Origin of the sequence: Ruixingdingia sedimenti (assembly GCF_031432425.1) — a bacterium.
Taxonomy (GTDB): Bacteria; Pseudomonadota; Alphaproteobacteria; order Rhodobacterales; family Rhodobacteraceae; genus Ruixingdingia; species Ruixingdingia sedimenti.
Genome location: NZ_JAVKPH010000032.1, coordinates 1 through 18,185, shown reverse-complemented (window position 1 = coordinate 18,185; position 18,185 = coordinate 1). Strand labels below are relative to the sequence as shown.

Below are 18,185 nucleotides of genomic sequence, written 5' to 3'. Positions count from 1 at the left end.
GCCCTCCCTGCCCCTTTCAGCCGAGCCAGCGGCGGCGGCGGCGGTAATGTTTGATGTCGCGGTAGGTCTTGGCCGACCCCGAGGCGCCGATGCCGAGGTAGAATTCCTTCAGGTCCTCGTTGTTCAGCAGCTCCGCCCGCGTGCCCTCCATCACGATGCGGCCGTTTTCCAGCACGTAACCGCGATGCGCATGTTTCAGCGCCACCCGCGCGTTCTGTTCCACCACCAGGATCGCGGTGCCGATCTCGCGGTTGATGCGCGCGATCGCCTCGAAGATGGTCGAGACCAGCAGCGGCGACAGGCCCAGTGACGGCTCGTCCAGCAGCAGCAGTTTCGGCCGCGTCATCAGCGCCCGGCCGATCACCATCATCTGTTGCTGCCCGCCCGACAGATAGCCCGACTGGCGGTTGCGGAATTCGGCCAGCACGGGGAACAGCGCGTACACCTCTTCGATGCTGCGCCGGATCGCGGCCTTGTTCATCCGCGTCGCGGCCGAGGCGACCAGAAGGTTCTGTTCCACGCTCATGTGTTCCAGCGCCCGGCGGCCCTCCATCACCTGCACGACGCCGCGGCGCACGGTGCGCACGGGGTCGTCGTTCTCGATGTTCATGCCGTCGAACCGGATCGCGCCTTCCGTCACCCGGCCTTCTTCGGACTGGATCAGGCTCGATATGGCCTTGAGCGTGGTGGATTTCCCGGCGCCGTTGCTGCCCAGAAGCGCCACGATCTCGCCGGGGGCCACATGCAGCGACACGTTCTTCAGGACCAGGATCGTGCCCTGATACCGCACCTCGATATTCGCCACCGACAGCAGTTCGGCGGCACTGCCCGCGCCGGGGCGGTCGGCAAAAGCGACGACATCGTGCAAATCCCATCCTCCGGGCCTGTGGGTTCGGGCGGGGGCGCCCCGGCGGGCCGCCCCCCGTTGCATCGCCGCGCGCCTATTCCGCCAGCGGCAGGAAATCGGATACGGTCTCGATCTTGCCATCGCGCTGTTGCAGCATCACCACCGACCGCACCCCGAGCGTGGGATCGACATCGTTCTGGAACTTGATCTCCTGCAACAGGCCGCGCCCGTCGAAGGTGCCGTTCGCCAGTTCGGCATAGACCGCCGCGCCGTCGATGCGCGCGCCGCCCGCCTTTTCCGCCGCCCGGTCGATCGCATCCAGCAGCACGACGATCGAGGGGAAATGCAACAGCGTATCGGCCGACCAGCGGCTTTGATACCTGTCCTTGCGCGCGTCGTAGATCTGGTAGGCCTCGGTCGTCTGGTCCACGTAGTTTTCCGACGTCACCTCATAGGTGCCCTCGTAGACCTCGGGCGCCACGCCCAGCATCGCCAGCAGGGCCAGCCCCTCGTGCTGCGAGTTCACCACCCGGGTCATGTCGAAGCCGCTGGCGTGCAATTCACCCAGGATGAGCGGCTGCAACTGGTCGGTGGTGGCGAGGATCACCATGTCGGGATCCTCGTCCATGATGCGCTCGGCGTTCACCGCCACGTCCAGCGCCCGGGGCGAGATGAATTCCGACAGCACCAGTTCGGCGTTCTTGTCCGCGATCAGGGTCTGGAACACCGCCGCCCAGTCGCGCCCGGAACTGCCGTCGAAGGTGACGAAGGCCACCTTCAGCGGGTCGGCGCCTTCCCACGACGCCAGCTTCCAGTCCACCGCCGCGGCGTAGTAGCGCGCATAGTCGTTCAGCGGCGTGAAGACCCAGCTTCCCGGCTCCATCAGGCTGTAGGCCGGGCCGCCATGCACCGCCGGGATCCTGTTTTCCGGCAGCCGGTTCTGGATCGCGATCACGTTGGGCGAACCGAAGGTGACGATGCCGATCAGGCTGGGGTCCTGCACCGCGCGTTCATAGGCCTGCACGGTCTTTGCCTGGTCATAGCCGGTATCCACCGGCTCGAATTCCAGCACGATGCCGCGCTCGGCGCCGCGGGTTTCGTTGTACCAGTCCACCAGCAGGCGCTGCATCTGTTCCACCGGGGTGCCGCGGTTGGCGAAGGGCCCCGAATAGTCGAGCAGGCTGACGATCCTGTAGGTCTCCTGCGCCGAGGCGGCGGAGAAGGGGAAGGCGGCCGCCATGGCCACCGCTGCCGCTAGGAATGCCCGGCGGCCGAACGTGTTGTTCCGTTTCATGTCTACCTCCCTGTCGTTGTTGTTCAGCCTTTTGCCGCCCCGAATTCCTCCTTCCGGGGCGGCGTTGTTTCCTGCGGCCGCAGGCGGTCGCGGCCGCGGGTCTTTCAGGCCGCCGATGCGGGGCGGGGCGCGGTGCCGCCGACCTGCCGGACGGCGACATCGCCCTGAAGCACCCGTGTGCGCCCGTCCTGATACCTGATCTCGACACTGGCAGAGACCGTGCCGGCATCGCCGTAAAGCCCGTCGATCAGATCGGCGTATTTCCTTTCGATCACCGCGCGGCGCAACTTGCGGCTGCGGGTCAGTTCGCCCTCGTCGGCGTCGAAGGGCTTGAACAGGTTCAGGAACCGCGCCACCCGCGCGGTTTCCGGCAGGGTGGCGTTGACCGCGGCCAGTTCCTGTTCGATCAGCGCATAGACCTGCGCGTGCTGCGACAGGTCCACCTGCGAGGTGAAGGAAATCTGCCGTTCCTCGGCCCAGCGCCCGACCAGTTCCATGTCGATGTCCACCAGCGCCGCCACCGCCGCGCGCCCCTCGCCCACCACGATCACGTCGCGGATATAGGGGCTCAGGCGGATGCGCGTCTCGATATACTGCGGCGCGACGGTTTCGCCGCTGGACAGCCGGCGCAGGTCGTCCAGCCGGTCGAGGTAGATCAGCCGCCCGTCCGCGTCGAACCGCCCGGCATCGCCGCTGCGGATCCAGCCGTCGGGGGTCAGCCGTTCGGCCATCGCCTCGGGCCGGTTGAAATAGCCGCTGAACACCACCCCGCCGCGCACCTGGATCTCGTCGTCGTGGATGCGGACCTGGACCGGCTCTGCCCCGTGGGCGCTGGTCAGCAGGCGGCCCACCGTGTCGCGGGGGTCGTCATCACCGGTGGCCGCGACGATGCCGATCTCGGTGAAGCCGTAGACGTTGCGCATGCTGACGCCCAGCGCGCGGAAGAAGGCGAAGACCTCGGGGCTGAGCGTGCTGCCCGAATTCACCGCCGTATGCAGGCTGCCGAACCCCAGCCGGTCGCGCACCGCCCGGCCCACCAGAATGTCGGCCAGCCCGCGCCGGAACCGCTGGCCCAGGGTGCGCTGCCGCCCCTGCCCTTCAGCCAGCGCCTGCATCGACCAGCGATAGACCGCCCGCACCGGGGCCGCCGCGTCGCGGATGCGGGCGTCGGTCGCGGCCACCACGGCCTCCCACTGGCGGGGGCTGTAGAACAGGAACTCGGGCCCGATCTCGCGCATGTCGATGGCGACGGTTTCGGGTTCCTCGGGGAAGTTCATCACCATCGGCAGCGACACGCCCAGCGCCAGGCCGATATATTGCTCGGTCGCCCAGGCGGGCGAGATATAGCTGACGTAATTCGCGCCCGGCGTCGCATCCAGCACCCGCCGCCAGCGGTCGGCGATGTCCAGAAGATAGCGGTGCGACCCCATCACCCCCTTGGGGCGGCCGGTGGTGCCCGATGTATAGATCACCGCCGCCAGATCGTCGGCGCTGCCGCGCGCCACCGCCGCGCGGACGCAATCCGGCGTTTCGGCCAGCAGGGCATCGCCCCTGCGGCGCAGGTCGTCGAGCGCGATCACCCGGGGGTCGTCGTAGCCTTCCATCCCCCGGTTGTCCCAGTAGACGATGGCCCGCAGCCCGGTTTCATCGGCAAGCTCCAGCAGCTTGTCGCATTGTTCCTGATCCTCGGCAAAGACGATCCGCGCGCCGCAGTCCAGCAGGCTCAGCCGCAGTTCCTCGCCGGAAATGTCGGGGTAGAGGCAGCTTGCCGCCCGGCCCACCGACTGGATCGCCAGTTCCGCCCAGAACAGTTCGGGCTCGTTGTCGCCGATGGCGGCGATGCAGGCCTCGTCCCCCAGCCCCAGCGCCATCAGCCCGGCGGCGATCCGCTCGATCTCGCGCCCCGATTCCCCCCAGCTTATCCGGCGCCAGATCCCCAGCGCCTTGCGCCGCATGGCCAGCGCATCGGGCCGTTCGGCCAGATGGCGAAAGACGAATTTCGGCAGCGTGTCACAGGTCGGCTCCAGCATCGTGCGTCATTCGCCTCCAAGATAGGCCCGGACGACCTCGGGGCGGCGCAGCACCTCGGCGGGGGCGCCGGTGGCGACATGCCGCCCCCAGTCCAGCACCACCACGCGGTCCGCGATTTCCGAGATCACCTGCATGTCGTGTTCGACCAGCAGGATCGGCATGCCCCGCTGCGCCCGCAGTTCGAGGATGAACCTCACCATGTCCTCTTTCTCGTCCATGGTCATCCCGGCCATCGGTTCGTCCAGCAGCAGCAGCTTGGGTTCCATCGCCAGCGCCCGCCCCAGATCGACCCGCTTGCGGATGCCATAGCCGAAGGTCCCGACCGGCGTGTGGCGGTGGGGCTGAAGTTCGAGGAAATCCATGATCTCCTCCACCGCAGCGCGCTGACGGATCTCGTCGCGCATCCCCCAGGGGCGCAGCAGGGCCTGCAGGACGCCGCCCGAGGAATGGATGTGCCGGCCCGACAGCAGGTTGTCCAATACCGACATGCCCAGATACAGCTGGATGTTCTGGAAGGTGCGGGCGATCCCGAGGCGCGCGATCTCGCTGGCGCGCCGGCCGGTGATGTCCTGCCCCATGAAGCGCACCGTGCCCCGGCTGGGCCGGTAGAACCCGTTGACGGAATTCAGGAAGGAACTCTTGCCCGCGCCGTTCGGGCCGACGATCGCCAGGATCTCGCCGGGCAGCACCTCGGCGGATATGTCGTCGAGCGCCCGCAGCGCCCCGAAGGACAGTTCGAGGTTGCGGACCTCCAGGACCGGGGCGGGCGCGGTGCGGACCTGCGCGCCCAGCAATTCGTCGGTCTGCCGGCTCATGTTCATGCCGGCCGCCCTTCGTTCCTGCGGTCCAGCAGCCGCAGCCCCTGTTCGGGAAGCGTGTCCACGAAGGCCATGTCCAGCTTCATCCGCAGCGCGGCCTCGACCCCGGCCTGCACGCCTGCGGCATCGGCAAGCGGCGCGCCCTCGATTTCCAGCGTCAGGGCATCGCGGCCGCCCTCGGTGCGGTCCACCACCAGCCGGTAGCGCCGGTCGATGCCGTGGCGCAGGAACACGTCGCCCACCAGCCGCGGCACCACGAACATGCCCTTGACCTTGGTGATCTCGCCCGCGCGGCCCGCGATCCGGGTGAACCGCGGCGCATGGCTGCCGCAGGCGCAGGGCGAACGGATCAGCCCGTCGATCATGTCGCCGGTGCGCAGGCGGATGATCGGCATCGCCTTGCGGTGGAAATCGGTCACGACCAGTTCGGCGGGCGTTTCGGGCGAGGGGTCCACCGGCGTGGTCCCGCCGGGGGCGATGAATTCCACCAGCAGGTCGTCGCGCAGGTGCATGCCCGCGCCATGGGTGCATTCCCACGCCACCGCCCCCACGTCGGAGACGCCATAGAACTCCCGCGCCTCCAGCCCGTAGGTGTCATGCAGCCGGCGCTTGGTGTCGGGGTGGCTCAACTCGCCCATCACCACCGCCTTCTTCAGGCCGAGCGGCCGGCCCTCGGCCTCGGCGCGGTCCAGCAGATGTTCGAGGAAGGTCGGGAAGGCGACGATCGCATCGACGCCGAGATGCCGGATGACCTCCAGATGCCGCTCCGACTGGCCGATGCCGCCCGGCACGACCCCGCAGCCGATCATCCCCAGCGCGCGGTCGATGACCGTGGCGGCGATCACCCAGTTGTACATCGTCGTCTGGTCCACCAGATCGCCGGGTTCCAGCCCGCAGGACCGCATCGCCCGGGCGAAAGACCCCGCGACATGCGCCATGTCCCCGGCGGTGTAGGGCATGTAGATCGGGCCCGGGGCGGCAAAGACATGCGCCAGATCGCCCCGCGCGACCCCCAGCCGGTCGCCGAAGGGCGGGTTGTCCTGCGCGCCCCGGATCAGATCGTCCTTGGTCAGGAACGGCAGGCTGCCCCAGGTGTCCGCCGAAATCGCCGCCGCCTCGACCCCCGCCGCGCGAAAGGCCCGCCGATAGGCCGGAAGCCGCGCGGCAGCCCGGGCCGCGGCCACGGCCGAGGCAAGCTGACCGCGCATCGTCTGCGCCCAGTCCGCGCCGCTGTCGTCATCCCGACCCGAAGCTTTTTTCAGCACGGCGTTCTTCCCCCCTCCAACAGGGCCACCGGCATCGGGTGGCCGCGGTGAGATGTTCCGGGTCCGGCAACGGCGTTCCCGCCATCGTCCTCCCCTGCCCGGATTTGATCTGGATCAAACTTGCATCCGGCGGACGGCTTCTGTCAACAGTAATGTTGATTTGAGGATCCGCGACCCGCGCTTTGCCGCCCGAAGACAGGTTTCGCCCGCCGGCATTGCCTGTCCCGGCGTTCACCGATAATACTTGCCGCGTATTCCCGGAGGCATTCCCTTGGCCAAGGCGCCATCGAAAACCAGCAATATCGCCATGCGCCGGCAGCAGGCACTCGCCTCGGGCGATCCCGAGTACCAGAAGCGCCGCGACCAGCTGTTCGCAGCCGCGGGCGAGGTGTTCCGGCAAAAGGGCTACGATGGCGCGAGCATCAGCGACTTCGCCAATGCCATCGGCATCGACCGCGCCTCGATCTACTATTATACCTCCGGGAAAGAAGAGCTTTTCCAGCAACTCGTCCAGAACGCGACGGCAGAGAACGTCGCCATGGTGGAACAGGTTCTCGACAGCGACCTCGACCCCGAGGAAAAGCTGCGCACCTTCATCATCGAGCTTCTGAAATCCTACGAGCGGCACTATCCCTACATGTTCCTCTTCATCCAGGAGGACATGGCCCGCATCTCTTCCAGAAACAGCGCCTGGGCCAAGGAGGTGCGGGCGCTGAGCCAGAGATTCGACAGCGCCGTCCTGCGCATCATCGAAGAGGCCGTGCAGGCGGGCCGCGTGGACGCCCGCGTCGCCTCGCCCAAGACGATCTCGCTGGCCATCGTCGGCATGTGCAACTGGAGCCACAGATGGTTCCGCCCCGACGGCAAGGCGACCGCCGAACAGATCGGCCGGGCGTTCAGCAGCATCGTCCTGCAAGGCATCCTCACCGAACCGGGCGCGACCCCGTAACCGGGTTCCGCCGGCAGGGGCCGGCGTTCCGGCCCTGTCCCGGCGGAATGCGGCGACGGCGGGCCGGCAAATACCGGACAGCGCCCCCACGGGTGCCGTCGAAAGCGGCCCGCCCCCGGAACAATCCCCTTCCCCGCCGGTTCCAGCCCCGATGGACCGACAGGAGATCCGCCATGCGGCAGCGGAAAGCAACGGGGAAGCGGCAGGGAAAACCCTTCCGGGACCGGCATCCGCGGATTGGCGTTTCTGGAAGATGTCATGCGGCGCGACACGTTCCCTTCTTCCGCCCCTGACGGCAGTCGCCCGCCCCCGGCAGGGATGGCGCGTTCCCGGCGCGACCACCGCGGTTTCCTTGTCGCGCTTCTGCTGATCCTCTGGCCGGGGATCGCCGGGGCCGAGGGCGTGCTGACCACCCTCGCCGGGCTGCCCGATGCCGTGGCCGAAGGTTTCGACGCCTTCGTGGCCAGCCTGCCGGACGGGCCCGCCCTGCGCGACTGGGCGGATCGTCTGGTCCCGGTCCTGCCGGTCTGGCTTCCCCTCGTCGCGGCGCTGTTTCTGGCCTGGCGCGCGCTGCGGTCGCGCCGCGCGGCCCTTGCCGTCACGGTCAGGACCGCCGCGCGGCCCCGCCAGCGGATCCGCGCGCTGGCGAACTACGCGCTGACCGCCGTGACGCCCGTCGTCATCGCCGGCGCGCTTCTCCTCGGCTGGGCCGCCTTCGCCCGGCCGCCGCCGCCGCAACTGCGGCTTCTGCTGCTGCTCACCCTGCCGTTCATGGCCGCGATGGTGACGATGGCGGGGGTCGCCGTCTTCTTCACCCTGCTCACCCTTTTCGGCCGCCGGGCCGACCGGGAAACCACCCGCCACCTGCCCCCGCAACTGGGGACCGTCACCGCCCTTCTGGTGGCGGCCTTCCTTCTGCGCGAGGGGGTGCGGGGTCTTTCGCCCGCTTTCGGCGACGCGACCGCACTGGCGCTGGAAACGCTCGCAGCACTCATCGGGCTGCGGGCCACCTGGCAGCAGCGCCTGACCTTCCGCCAGCTTCTGAAGGTCGAAAGCGCCACGCCGGACGACGATCCCCCCACCCTGCCCGAACAGATCCTCGCCTGGATCGCCGACCGCTGGCATGTCCTCGGCATCGCGCTGATCCTGATCGGCATCGCGGGCCGCTACGGGATCTTCGGCGCCGAACGGCGGTTCGGCCTCGTGCCCGATCTGTTCTGGAGCCTGGTCCTGCTGACCGCCGCCGGGATCGGCATCCTGCTGACGGAAAAGCTGCACGGCCATGTGCTGAACCGGATGAACGTGCGCGCCGAAAGCGGCTTGCGCGACCGGCTGGCCCTGCGCCTTGGCCGCGTCCTGCGCAGCGGCGTGCAGATCGCCCTGGGGCTCTGGGCCGCGGGCGCCATCGCCGGCCTCTGGTGGCAGGATCCGCGCGGCAGGGTGACGGCCGCGCTCGTCACCACGCTGGCGGCGCTCTATGCGCTGTGGTTCATCTGGACGCTGGTCGACACGCTGCTCGACTGGTCGGTGTCGCAGACCCGGGGCCGGGGCACCCGGATCCGCACCCTTCTGCCCTTCCTGCGCAACTTCGCCTTCATCGTCGTGGCGACTCTGGCGGCGATTTCGGTGCTGTCGAACCTCGGGGTGGACGTGGCGCCGCTGCTGGCGGGGGCGGGGGTCGTCGGGCTTGCCATCGGCATCGGCGCGCAGAAGCTGGTGGGCGATGTGATCACCGGGATCTTCATCATCTTCGAGGACAGCATCGCCATCGGCGAGACCGTCGAGGCCGCCGGCAAGACCGGCGTGGTCGAGGGGCTGACGATCCGCACGCTGAAACTGCGCGACGGCGACGGGGCGCTGCATTCAATCCCCTTCTCGTCGATCAGCACGCTGAAGAACAACTCGCGCGGCTATGGCACCTATACCGTCAGCACCACCATCCTGAACCCCGAGGACACCGACCGCGCGCTGGCGGAAATCGACCGCATCGGGCGCGAGATCGCCGAGGATCCGGCCTGGAAAGCCTCGGTCACGGGGCCCTTCTCGCTCTGGGGCGTCGATCAGATCACCCCGGCGGGCGTGGTGATCAAGGGCGCCATCCGCTCGCACCCCAACGCGCAATGGGGACTGGGACGAGAGATCAACCGCCGGATCGCGCTGCGGTTCAGCGAACTGGGCATCCTGCAGGTGCAACACTTCCCGGCCACCCCCCCGGGCGCGCCGGGTGCTCCACCGGCGTAAGGGCGGGCCGCCGCCTCGCCCCCCGGCCCCGACTGAACGCAAGACCCGATGAACCGCCGTCCCTCCTCTTGGGCAGGCGTTTTCCCTTGCCAGGGCCTTGGGTAGAAACTTTTAGGTGGGATACAGAATGCGACTCACCATCGTCGCCGCTTTAAGGGGACGTGGGTAGAAACCGCGGCAGCCGATCGGCGGTGTCCGGCTCGCTGGCGTCGCCCCCTTTCTCGGGGGCGTGGGTAGAAACGGGGTTGATGCCGCCGGTCAGCGACTGGTCGGTGCGGCTGCCCCCTTCGCGGGGGCGTGGGTAGAAACTCCTTCCGACTGACCGCATATCCGACGCATTTGCTTCGCCCCCTCCGCGGGGGCGTGGGTGGAAACTACACGGTGGACGAGGGTGAACGGGGTGTCATCGTCGCCCCCTTCGCAGGGGCGTGCGACCTGCGATATAGGCCACAGGTCTCGGCATGGTCGCCCCCTTTTGAGAGTGCGGGTGGAAACCGGCAGTGCACCAAGCTGCGCGTGCAGTTGGAGGGCATTTTTCCTTTCGCGGGGACGGATCGACGTTCTGCCGCTCTGTCTGGCGAAGGCGCGTGCCTTCGCCATATCCTGCCGGTGCCGCTGCCCCGGCCGGGGGCCCCAAGCCCCCGGCCAGCGCCCGCCCCGCCCGTGGCGGGCGCTACTCGCCCGCCGGGGCAGGCGCTGGCCTTTCCAGTTTTCCCGGCATCTCCGTCCCTGATGGCACCCTCGCGCGAACGGGCGGGGGAAACGCGGTGCGTTTCCTGATCCCGCCCGGCCAAGCGTTGGCGCGAGTGTGGCTCCACCCTCAAGCATTCTTCCCGACGAAGGGGGCGGCGGGGTATTCGGGTCCCCGCCACTAGCGGGATTGTTCCTACTTACCCCTTCGCGAAGGGGGGCGATGTACGGCGGGTCTCGTCCGTGCGGCGGCGGCGGTAGTTTCCACCCACGCCCCCGCGAAGGGGGCGACCGCGCCAGCCCGAAGTGATCGAGCCGTGGGTGTCGTTGCCACCCACGCCCCACGGCGAAAGCAACGGACCGCCCCGTTCCATCCCCCAAAGGGAACAACCCGCCGTCCATCCGGTTTCCCGTTGCGGGCCGCGTTCCCGCGACCTTAGCTTGGCCCATCAGCACAGGACCATCCCCTATCCATGGACATCATCACCCCCTTCGACTGGCAGCGCGTGTTTCTGGGCGACGCGCCGCCGCTCTACCTGCTGGAGATCGTCTTCCGCATCGCGGTCATCTGGCCCTGGACCATGCTTCTCCTCCGCTGGATCGGGGGGCGCAGCATCTCGCAACTGTCGCTGGTGGAGTTCCTGCTGGTCATCGCGCTCGGGTCCGCGGTGGGGGATTCGCTGTTCGTCCCCGACGTGCCGCTGCTGCATGCGATGCTGGCGATCTTCGTCGTGATTTCCATCGACAAGGTGATCGACCTCGCGATCCGCCGCTATGCCGCCGCCAAGCGGGTCATCGACGGCCAGCCCATCGAGGTGATCCGCGACAGGACCATCGTCACTGCGGGCCTCACCGCGCAGGAGATCTGCTCGCTCGAACTGATGGAACTGCTGCGGCTGAAGGGGGTGGAAAACCTCGGCTCGGTGCGCCGCGCCTATCTGGAACCCTCGGGGCAGGTGTCGGTCTTCGGGTTCGAAAGCCCGCCGCGCGGGCTGCCCATCGTTCCGCCCGTCGAACACCAGTCCGAGGCGGACCCGGAAACCCCCGGGGCCTGCTGCGGCAATTGCGGATCCGTCGGCGAACCGGCCGGATCCTGCGGCAATTGCGGCTCTTCCCTGCGGGTACATGCGGAGCAGGCCCCGCGTTACGAATAGGGCCGGAGGATCCAGACCGGCGGCAGATGGCCCGGGGAAGCTCCCCGGCCCGCTTGCCGACGGGCGCGGGGGTTCGCACCCGAAGGCCGGAACGAAGGACAACCGCGCGCCCCGCCATCGGAAGGCAGGGTGCCTCGGTCGTCCCCCCTGCCCATTCCCGCAACCTTCCCTGCGCGGCGTTTCGGCCCCGCCCGCCCTCCGCCCCGGCGCAGAAGGCGGAACCGTCGGCGGAAAGCGCATTCACGGGGCGGAATGGGACAGGCTATCGCCCCACACAGAAACACCGCCCGGCACAGAACGCGGGCGGCCATGGGCTCCATTCCAGATACGGAACGCGACGGGATACGGTCGCCGCCCGCGGCCGGCCGATCAATCCTCGTCGCCGCTGACCGTGCCCCAACCGCGGGTATTGGCCTTGGTCCCGCGCGGGGCCTCTCCGCCCGGCCCCTGCGGATCGCGGGGGTCCTGACCGGGCTGGCCCTTCGGCCCGGGACGGGCGTCGGGCCCGCCCCCCGAAGGAACGGCCCGCGCCGGGTTCAGGGGATCGAAGGCCTCGGGCCGGTGCAGCGCGCCCTCGTGGTCGCCCTGCGCATTGCGGCGTTCCCCGGGGTCGGCGCGCTTTTCCGCCGCCGGTTTCGGTTCGTTGGCCATCTGTCTTCCTCCGTCGGCCCGCCCCGGCGGCCCGGTGACCGGGCCGCCGGGGCGAAGCATCACGCCGCCTCGGCCGCCGCATTGACCGCCGTCTGCGCCAGCTGGGTCAGTTGCTCGTCGGTCTGGCTTTCCTCTTCCAGCGTCTGGCTGAGAAGATCGTAGGCTTCGGGCAGCCCCATCTGCTTGGCCCAGGTCCGCAGGGTGCCGTAGCGGGTGATCTCGTAATGCTCCACCGCCTGCGCCGCCGCCAGAAGACCGGCATCGAGCGCGGGCATGCCCTTGTATTCCTCTAGGATCTCGGCGCCCTCCTCGATGATGCCGTCGATCGCGGGGCAGGTCTTGCCGCGCGGGGTCTTGCCGATGATCTCGAACACCCGCTGAAGCCGTTCGACATGGCCTTCGGTCTGGTCGCGGTGCATCTGGAACGCTTCCTTCAGCTTGGGATCCTGCGCCCCGCGCGCCATCTTGGGCAGGGCCGTCAGGATCTTGCGTTCGGCGTAATAGATGTCGCGCAGGGTGTCGTGGAACAGGGTATCGAGGGTTTTCTCGGCCATGGCGTCCTCCTGTTGCTTGCCGGTTGTCGAACCCCGGGCCGGGCGGAATGTTCCCGGCCACCCGCGGAAGATACCGCCGCCGGCAGGGAACAACCGCCCCGCCCGGCGGTTCAGCGGGAATGACACAGCACATCGCACCCCTCGAACGATCCACCATCGTCCTGTGCGGCGCGTCGAGCGGCTTTGGCCGCGGCGCGGCGCTGGAACTCGGCCGCCGGGGCGCGCGGCTCGTGCTGATGGCGCGGCGGCAGGCGGCGCTGGCCGACCTGGCGGGTGCGATCAACGCGGCGGGGGGTCAGGCCATCGCCACCGCCGGCGACATCAGCCGCGCGGGGGATGTCGCCGCCGTCGCGGCCGCCGCCGTCGAGGGCTTCGGCGGGTTCGACATCTGGATCAACAATGTGGGCATCGGCGCGCTCGGCCTTTTCTGGGACATTCCGGTCGAGGATCAGGCGCGGGTGATCGACGTGAACCTCAAGGGCCTGATGTTCGGCGCCCATGCCGCGATGCGCCAGTTCCGTGCGCAGGGGCATGGCGTGCTGGTCAATGTGGGTTCCATCGACAGCGAGGTGCCCATCGCCTACCAGACGACCTATGCCGCGACCAAGGCGGCGGTGCTCAGCCTCGGCCGTTCGCTGAATGCCGAACTGCGGCTGGCCGGACTGGGCGACAGGATCAGGGTCGGCACGGTCATGCCCTGGGCAGTGGACACGCCGTGGTGGAACCATGCCGCGAACTACACCGGCCATGCGCCGCGGATGGCGGCGATGGACGACCCGTCGCTGGTCGTCGATGCGATCCTGCGCGCCTGCACGGACCCGCAAGAGGAAATGCCGGTCGGCCCCAAGGCGCGGGCGGCGAACCTGTCGCACCGGCTTTTCCCCGACCTGACGGAACGGTTGTCCTCGACCGTCGCGCATCGCGAGGTGCAGAAGGCCGATCCGCTGGCCCCCACCGCCGGCGCCATCTACACGCCCTCGACCGCGCCGGCGGATATCGGCGGGGGCGTGCGGGCCAGGATGCGGGCCGAGGATGCGGACCGGACCTGAAGGGGGGGTATCGGCCTTGGCGCTGATCGGCTATCACGCCTCGCACGAACAGTTCGCCCCGGGCGAGCTGCTGGATCTGGTCCGGCGGGCAGAAGCGGCGGGCTTCGCCGCCGCCAAATCCTCGGACCATTTCCACCCGTGGAGCGAACGTCAGGGCCAGTCGGGTCATGCCTGGGCCTGGATCGGCGCGGCGATGCAGGCGACCGCCCTGCCCTTCGGGCTGATCACGGCGCCCGGCTATCGCCACCATCCGGCCAATGTGGCGCAGGCGGCGGCGACGGTGGGCGCGATGTTTCCGGGACGGTTCTGGCTGGCGCTCGGCAGCGGCGAGGCGATCAACGAGGCGATCCTCGGCGCATACTGGCCCGACAAGGCCGAACGCAACGCCCGGCTGGCCGAATGCGTGCAGGTGATCCGCGCCCTTCTGGCGGGCGAGGAAGTCACCCATCGCGGCCGGGTGACGCTGGTCGAGGCCCGGCTCTACAGCCTGCCCGAGGTGCCGGTGCCGCTGTTCGGGGCGGCGGTCGGCACGGAAACCGCCGCCCGGGCGGGGGCCTGGGCCGACGGCCTGCTGACCGTGGGCGGTGCGCCGCAGGATGTGGCGCGCGTGGTCGCCGCCTTCCGCGACGGCGGGGGCGCGGGCAAGCCCGTGCATATCCAGCACGCGCTGTCCTGGGCCCCGGACGAGGCCGCGGCGCTGGCCGAGGCGATGCACCAATGGGCCCCCGTGGTGGCGGGCGGCGAGGTGAACTGGGACCTGCGCCGCCCGGCGGATTTCGACCGCATCGCGCGGCTGGTGGGTGAGGCCGCGATGCGCGCCTGCGTCGCCGTCTCGGCCGATCCGGGCTGGCACGCCGCGCGCATCGCCGCGCTGGCCGAACTGGGGGATTGCGTCCATCTGCATTGCGTCGGGCGCAACCAGCGGGCGTTCATCGACACATTCGGGCGCGACGTGCTGCCGCGCCTGCGCTAGCCCCCCGCCGCCGGCCCCTGCCAGAGGTTCCCCCATGCCCTTCGCACCGCCCTTCGACCCCACGCTCGACGCCTGCGCATTGGCGCGGGCGCTGCTTGGCGCGCGGCTTCTGGTGCGGGGCGCGGGCGGCACGGTGATCGAGACCGAGGCCTATGCCGCCGACGACCCCGCCTCGCACAGCTTTCGCGGCCCGACCCCCCGGAACGGCGCGATGTTCGGGCCGCCGGGGCATGCCTATGTCTACCGTTCCTACGGGATGCATCTGTGCCTGAACGTGGTGGGCCGCCCGGGCGAGGCGGTGCTGATCCGCGCCCTCCGCCCGGAAACCGGGCTCGCGCTGATGCGCGCGCGCCGCCCCGCGGGGCCGCTCTGCGCCGGGCCGGGGCGGCTGTGTCAGGCGCTGGACGTGCGGATCACCGATGACGGGCGCCCGTTCGACGGCACCGACCTGACGCTGCACCTGCCGCAGGACAGGGCCGGCGTCATCCTCTGCGGCCCCCGCATCGGCATCACCCGCGCGGCCGACCTGCCCTGGCGTTTCGGTCTGGCCGGGGTGGGAGAGTTCAGCCGGCGGTTCTAGGGGTGTGCCCCCTGCCCCGCATCCGGGCCGGGCGGGACAAGGAAACGCACCGCGTTTCCCCCGCCCGTTCGCGCGAGAGTGCCGTGAAAGACGGTGCTGCCGGGAATAATGGAAAGGCCAGCGCCTGCCCCGGCGGGCGAGAAGCGCCCGCCATGGGCGGGGCGGGCGCTGGCCGGGGGCTTGGGGCCCCCGGCCGGGGCAACTCCAACGGCAGGATGTGGCGAAGGCACGCGCCTTCGCCAGACAAAGCGGAAGAGAGTGATCCCCCTATACCTCGATGGTCCACAGAACGCTCCACGGCCCCATGCCTTCGCCCTCCACCGATCCGCGCTGCCAGATCCGCCGCCCTTCGACCGCCGGCACCCCGCCCTGCGCCTTGGCCGACAGGTTCAGGTAAAGCCGCAGCCGCGCCCCGTCGCCCATCCGCCATGTCACGCGCAGCGCATTTCCCCCGAACCGGGCATGGTCCGCGGCAAAGCCGCCGATGCCCGCCAGCCGGGGCACGATCTCGTGCCGGCGCAGGTCCAGCAGGGCGCGGTAAAGCGCAAGCCGTTCGGCCCCCGGCCCCGCCTCCGCCTCGGCCCAGTCGAGCGTTGCGGCCAGAAAGGTCCGCCGGTCGGTGGGGTCCGGGGTCTCCTCGGGATCGGGCTTTGCCGGGTCGTGCGGCTCGGGCGTCTTTTCCAGCTCCTTCCGGCGGCCCTTCAGGGTGGCGTCCCGCATCCCCTCGGGCATGTCGGCAAAGAACGGGAACGGCGCCGAGGCGCGGAATTCCTCGCCCATGAAGATCATCGGGATCTGCGGCGACAGAAGGCAGACCGCCGCGAAAGCCTCCACCGCCGCGGGCGGGGCGAGGGCGTCGATCCGGTCGCCATGGACGCGGTTGCCGATCTGGTCGTGGTTCTGCATGTAGGTCACGAAGGCGGTGGGCGGCAGCCCCGCCGAAGGCTCGCCCCGCCGCATCCCCTCGTGCGGCTTCATCTCGCCCTGGAAGGCGAAGCCTTCGGCCAGCGCGCGGCCCAGCTTGTCGACGCCGGGGGTGCCTTCGGCGAAATCGGCGTAATAGCCGCCGGTTTCGCCGGTGGCGGCGACATGCAGGACATGGTGCAGGTCGTCGTTCCATTGCGCGGTGAAATGCACCGGGCGCAGCCGCGCATCCCGGCGCAGCCATCGCGCCCCGTTGTCGGAATTCTCGACGATCAGATGGACGGGACGCCGCACCGCCGCCCGCAGCCGCGCCGCCAGAAGATCGAGGATATGGGTATTGCTGTCGTCGCGGATGGCATGGACCGCATCGAGGCGCAGCCCGTCGAGATTGTATTCCGTCAGCCAGCAGAGCGCGTTGTCGAGGACGAATTCGCGCACCACCGCAGACCCCTCGCCATCGAAATTGATCGCCGCGCCCCAAGGGCTGTGATGACGGCCGAAGATCGGCGCGAGATCCGGCAGCGGATTTCCGACCGGGCCGAAATGGTTGTAGACCACATCGAGGAACACCATGATCCCCCGCGCATGCGCCGCATCGACGAAGGCCTTCAGCGCCTCGGGCCGGCCATGGGCGGCGGCGGGCGCAAACCACAGCGCGCCGTCGTAGCCCCAGTTGAACCCGCCGAAACATTGCGCCAGCGGCATCAGCTGGATCGCGGTGACGCCGAGCGCGGCCAGATGGTCGAGCCGCCCCATGGCCGCCGCCCATGTGCCTTCCGGCGTGAAGGCGCCGGGGTGGATTTCGTAGATCACCGCCTCTTCCCAGGGCCGCCCCGCCCAGTCCGTCCGCCAGCGGTAGGCGGCGGGGTCGATCACCTCGCTGTCGCCGCAAAGCCCCTCGGGCTGGAACCGCGCGGCGGGATCGGGGATCGCCCGCCCGTCCGGCAACACGAAACTGTAGCGCGCACCGGCGCCCACCGCGGCCTCGGCCCGGTGCCAGCCGGCGTCGTCGCGGTCCATCGTCAGGGGCGCGCGGCCCCGGATCCGCAACTGCACCCGCCGGCATTTCGGGGCCCAGAGCCGGAACGCGGTGCCGCCGCCGGTGATCGCGGCACCGAAACGCATCGCGTGGATACGGGAAAGACCCTCTGCCGCCATCCCGGCCTCAGGGCTTGACCGCCCGTTCGCGCGACCAGAGCCGCAGCTTGCGGCAGGCGGCGACGAAATCGGCGCAGGTGCCGGGGGCAAGCGCGATCAGCCCCTCGTCCGCCCCCGCCTCGACCCCCGCCGCCGCCAGCAGCGCGGCGGCGCCGGGGGTGTGGCCGATGAACTTGCAATGCGCGAAGGCGTCGCTGACGAAATCGCGCCCGGCGACGTCCTGCGCCAGCATGTCGGCGCCCTCGGGCGTCAGGATCAGCGCCACCGCGTCGAACAGCACCGAGGGGCCGCCGTCGATCATGTGCATGGCGGCGATATGGCCGCCATCCGCCGCCGTGACCCCGCCCACCTTGGGCGCCACGATGTCCAGCGTCGCGCCCTCTGCCTCCATCGCCGCTTGCAGCGCGTGCAGCAGCCCGGCGTCCACCCCGTCGCTGACCAGCACGCCCAGCTTGCGCCCCGCGAAGGTGCCCGGCGGGTTCGCAAGCATGCTGAGCGCCGGCGAATCGGGCAGATCGCGCGCGGGCATCGCGGCCTCGGCCGGTTCCGGCATCGTGCGGATCCCCAGCTTGCCCGCGACCGTTTCCGCCAGCGGGCCGTCGATGTTCATCAGATGCGCCACCATGCGTTCGCGGATCACCGGCACCTCGCATTTCGACAGCTCGAACACCAGCGCACCGGCGATGTGCTTTTGCTCCACCGGGGCCTGGCTGCGGTAGAACAACCGCGCCTGGCTGTAGTGGTCGGCGAAGCTTTCGGCCCGCAAGCGCCGCTTTTCGCCCGAAATCTCTGCGGCATGGCTGCGGAAACCGGCTCTGTTGCACAAATCGCGTGAGGGATTCATCTCGTGAATCCAGCGTGGTAGCTTGACTGCATGAGCAGACCGACACCCCCGATCTACAAGACCAGGAACTGGCCCGCCTATAACCCAGCGCTCAAGCGCCGCGGCTCTCTGACGATCTGGTTCGACCCCGCCATGACGTGGAAGGCCGCGCCGACTGGCAAGC

At 69.6% G+C, this 18,185-nt stretch carries 15 protein-coding genes and 1 pseudogene; 7 read left to right on the top strand and 9 right to left on the bottom strand.

Going from position 1 to position 18,185, the window contains the following annotated elements:
- Positions 1–16: 16 nt before the first annotated feature.
- From RGD00_RS19090 to RGD00_RS19070, 5 genes are all read right to left on the bottom strand, one after another.
- The gene (locus RGD00_RS19090; protein ID WP_310458869.1) at positions 17–868 is read right to left on the bottom strand and encodes an ABC transporter ATP-binding protein; all 852 of its coding nucleotides are present in this window, start codon (positions 866–868) and stop codon (positions 17–19) included.
- A 73-nt stretch (positions 869–941) separates the two neighbouring features.
- Positions 942–2,141: an ABC transporter substrate-binding protein gene (locus RGD00_RS19085; RefSeq protein WP_310458868.1), complete on the bottom strand. Its 1,200-nt coding sequence runs from the start codon at positions 2,139–2,141 to the stop codon at positions 942–944.
- A 104-nt stretch (positions 2,142–2,245) separates the two neighbouring features.
- Positions 2,246–4,171 carry an AMP-dependent synthetase/ligase gene (locus RGD00_RS19080; protein WP_310458867.1) on the bottom strand — a complete coding sequence of 642 codons (1,926 nt, stop codon included), beginning with the start codon at positions 4,169–4,171 and terminating at the stop codon, positions 2,246–2,248.
- 6 nt (positions 4,172–4,177) lie between these two features.
- Entirely contained in the window at positions 4,178–4,987 is an 810-nt protein-coding gene (locus tag RGD00_RS19075) for an ABC transporter ATP-binding protein (protein ID WP_310458866.1), read from the bottom strand.
- Between the two features lie 2 nt (positions 4,988–4,989).
- Positions 4,990–6,255, bottom strand: coding sequence for a phenylacetate--CoA ligase family protein (locus RGD00_RS19070; RefSeq protein WP_310458865.1), 1,266 nt, complete (start codon positions 6,253–6,255; stop codon positions 4,990–4,992).
- A gap of 271 nt (positions 6,256–6,526) precedes the next feature.
- Here RGD00_RS19070 and RGD00_RS19065 point away from each other — a divergent pair, with 271 nt between their 5' ends.
- From RGD00_RS19065 to RGD00_RS19055, 3 genes are all read left to right on the top strand, one after another.
- Positions 6,527–7,204, top strand: coding sequence for a TetR/AcrR family transcriptional regulator (locus tag RGD00_RS19065; RefSeq protein WP_310458864.1), 678 nt, complete (start codon positions 6,527–6,529; stop codon positions 7,202–7,204).
- 318 nt (positions 7,205–7,522) lie between these two features.
- The gene (locus RGD00_RS19060) at positions 7,523–9,445 is read left to right on the top strand and encodes a mechanosensitive ion channel domain-containing protein (protein WP_310458863.1); all 1,923 of its coding nucleotides are present in this window, start codon (positions 7,523–7,525) and stop codon (positions 9,443–9,445) included.
- A 1,163-nt stretch (positions 9,446–10,608) separates the two neighbouring features.
- Positions 10,609–11,289 (top strand): DUF421 domain-containing protein, encoded by a 681-nt coding sequence (locus RGD00_RS19055; protein WP_310458862.1) that lies wholly within the window; start codon positions 10,609–10,611, stop codon positions 11,287–11,289.
- A gap of 369 nt (positions 11,290–11,658) precedes the next feature.
- Here the strand turns inward: RGD00_RS19055 and RGD00_RS19050 are convergent, their stop codons facing one another.
- Positions 11,659–11,940 carry a hypothetical protein gene (locus RGD00_RS19050; RefSeq protein ID WP_310458861.1) on the bottom strand — a complete coding sequence of 94 codons (282 nt, stop codon included), beginning with the start codon at positions 11,938–11,940 and terminating at the stop codon, positions 11,659–11,661.
- A gap of 59 nt (positions 11,941–11,999) precedes the next feature.
- Entirely contained in the window at positions 12,000–12,494 is a 495-nt protein-coding gene (locus RGD00_RS19045) for a YciE/YciF ferroxidase family protein (RefSeq protein ID WP_310458860.1), read from the bottom strand.
- 119 nt (positions 12,495–12,613) lie between these two features.
- Between RGD00_RS19045 and RGD00_RS19040 the strand changes: the two genes are divergently transcribed.
- The 3 genes from RGD00_RS19040 to RGD00_RS19030 are packed head-to-tail and all read left to right on the top strand — an operon-like array spanning position 12,614 to position 15,096.
- Entirely contained in the window at positions 12,614–13,543 is a 930-nt protein-coding gene (locus tag RGD00_RS19040) for an SDR family NAD(P)-dependent oxidoreductase (RefSeq protein ID WP_310458859.1), read from the top strand.
- Positions 13,527–14,516, top strand: coding sequence for a TIGR03885 family FMN-dependent LLM class oxidoreductase (locus tag RGD00_RS19035; RefSeq protein WP_310458858.1), 990 nt, complete (start codon positions 13,527–13,529; stop codon positions 14,514–14,516). Before RGD00_RS19040 ends, RGD00_RS19035 begins: the two co-directional genes overlap by 17 nt.
- Before the next feature lie 34 nt (positions 14,517–14,550).
- Positions 14,551–15,096 (top strand): DNA-3-methyladenine glycosylase, encoded by a 546-nt coding sequence (locus tag RGD00_RS19030; RefSeq protein WP_310458857.1) that lies wholly within the window; start codon positions 14,551–14,553, stop codon positions 15,094–15,096.
- Positions 15,097–15,363: 267 nt separating this feature from the next.
- On the opposite strand, the gene treZ is transcribed toward RGD00_RS19030, so the two are convergent.
- A complete protein-coding gene (gene treZ / locus RGD00_RS19025; protein WP_310458856.1) occupies positions 15,364–17,145 on the bottom strand; it encodes a malto-oligosyltrehalose trehalohydrolase in 1,782 nt (593 codons plus the stop codon).
- Positions 17,146–17,185: 40 nt separating this feature from the next.
- Positions 17,186–18,022: a catalase-related domain-containing protein gene (locus tag RGD00_RS19020; protein ID WP_310458855.1), complete on the bottom strand. Its 837-nt coding sequence runs from the start codon at positions 18,020–18,022 to the stop codon at positions 17,186–17,188.
- Between the two features lie 30 nt (positions 18,023–18,052).
- On the opposite strand from RGD00_RS19020, the pseudogene RGD00_RS19015 reads away from it, so the two are divergent.
- Positions 18,053–18,185: pseudogene (locus RGD00_RS19015) on the top strand (IS5/IS1182 family transposase); the annotation flags it as partial.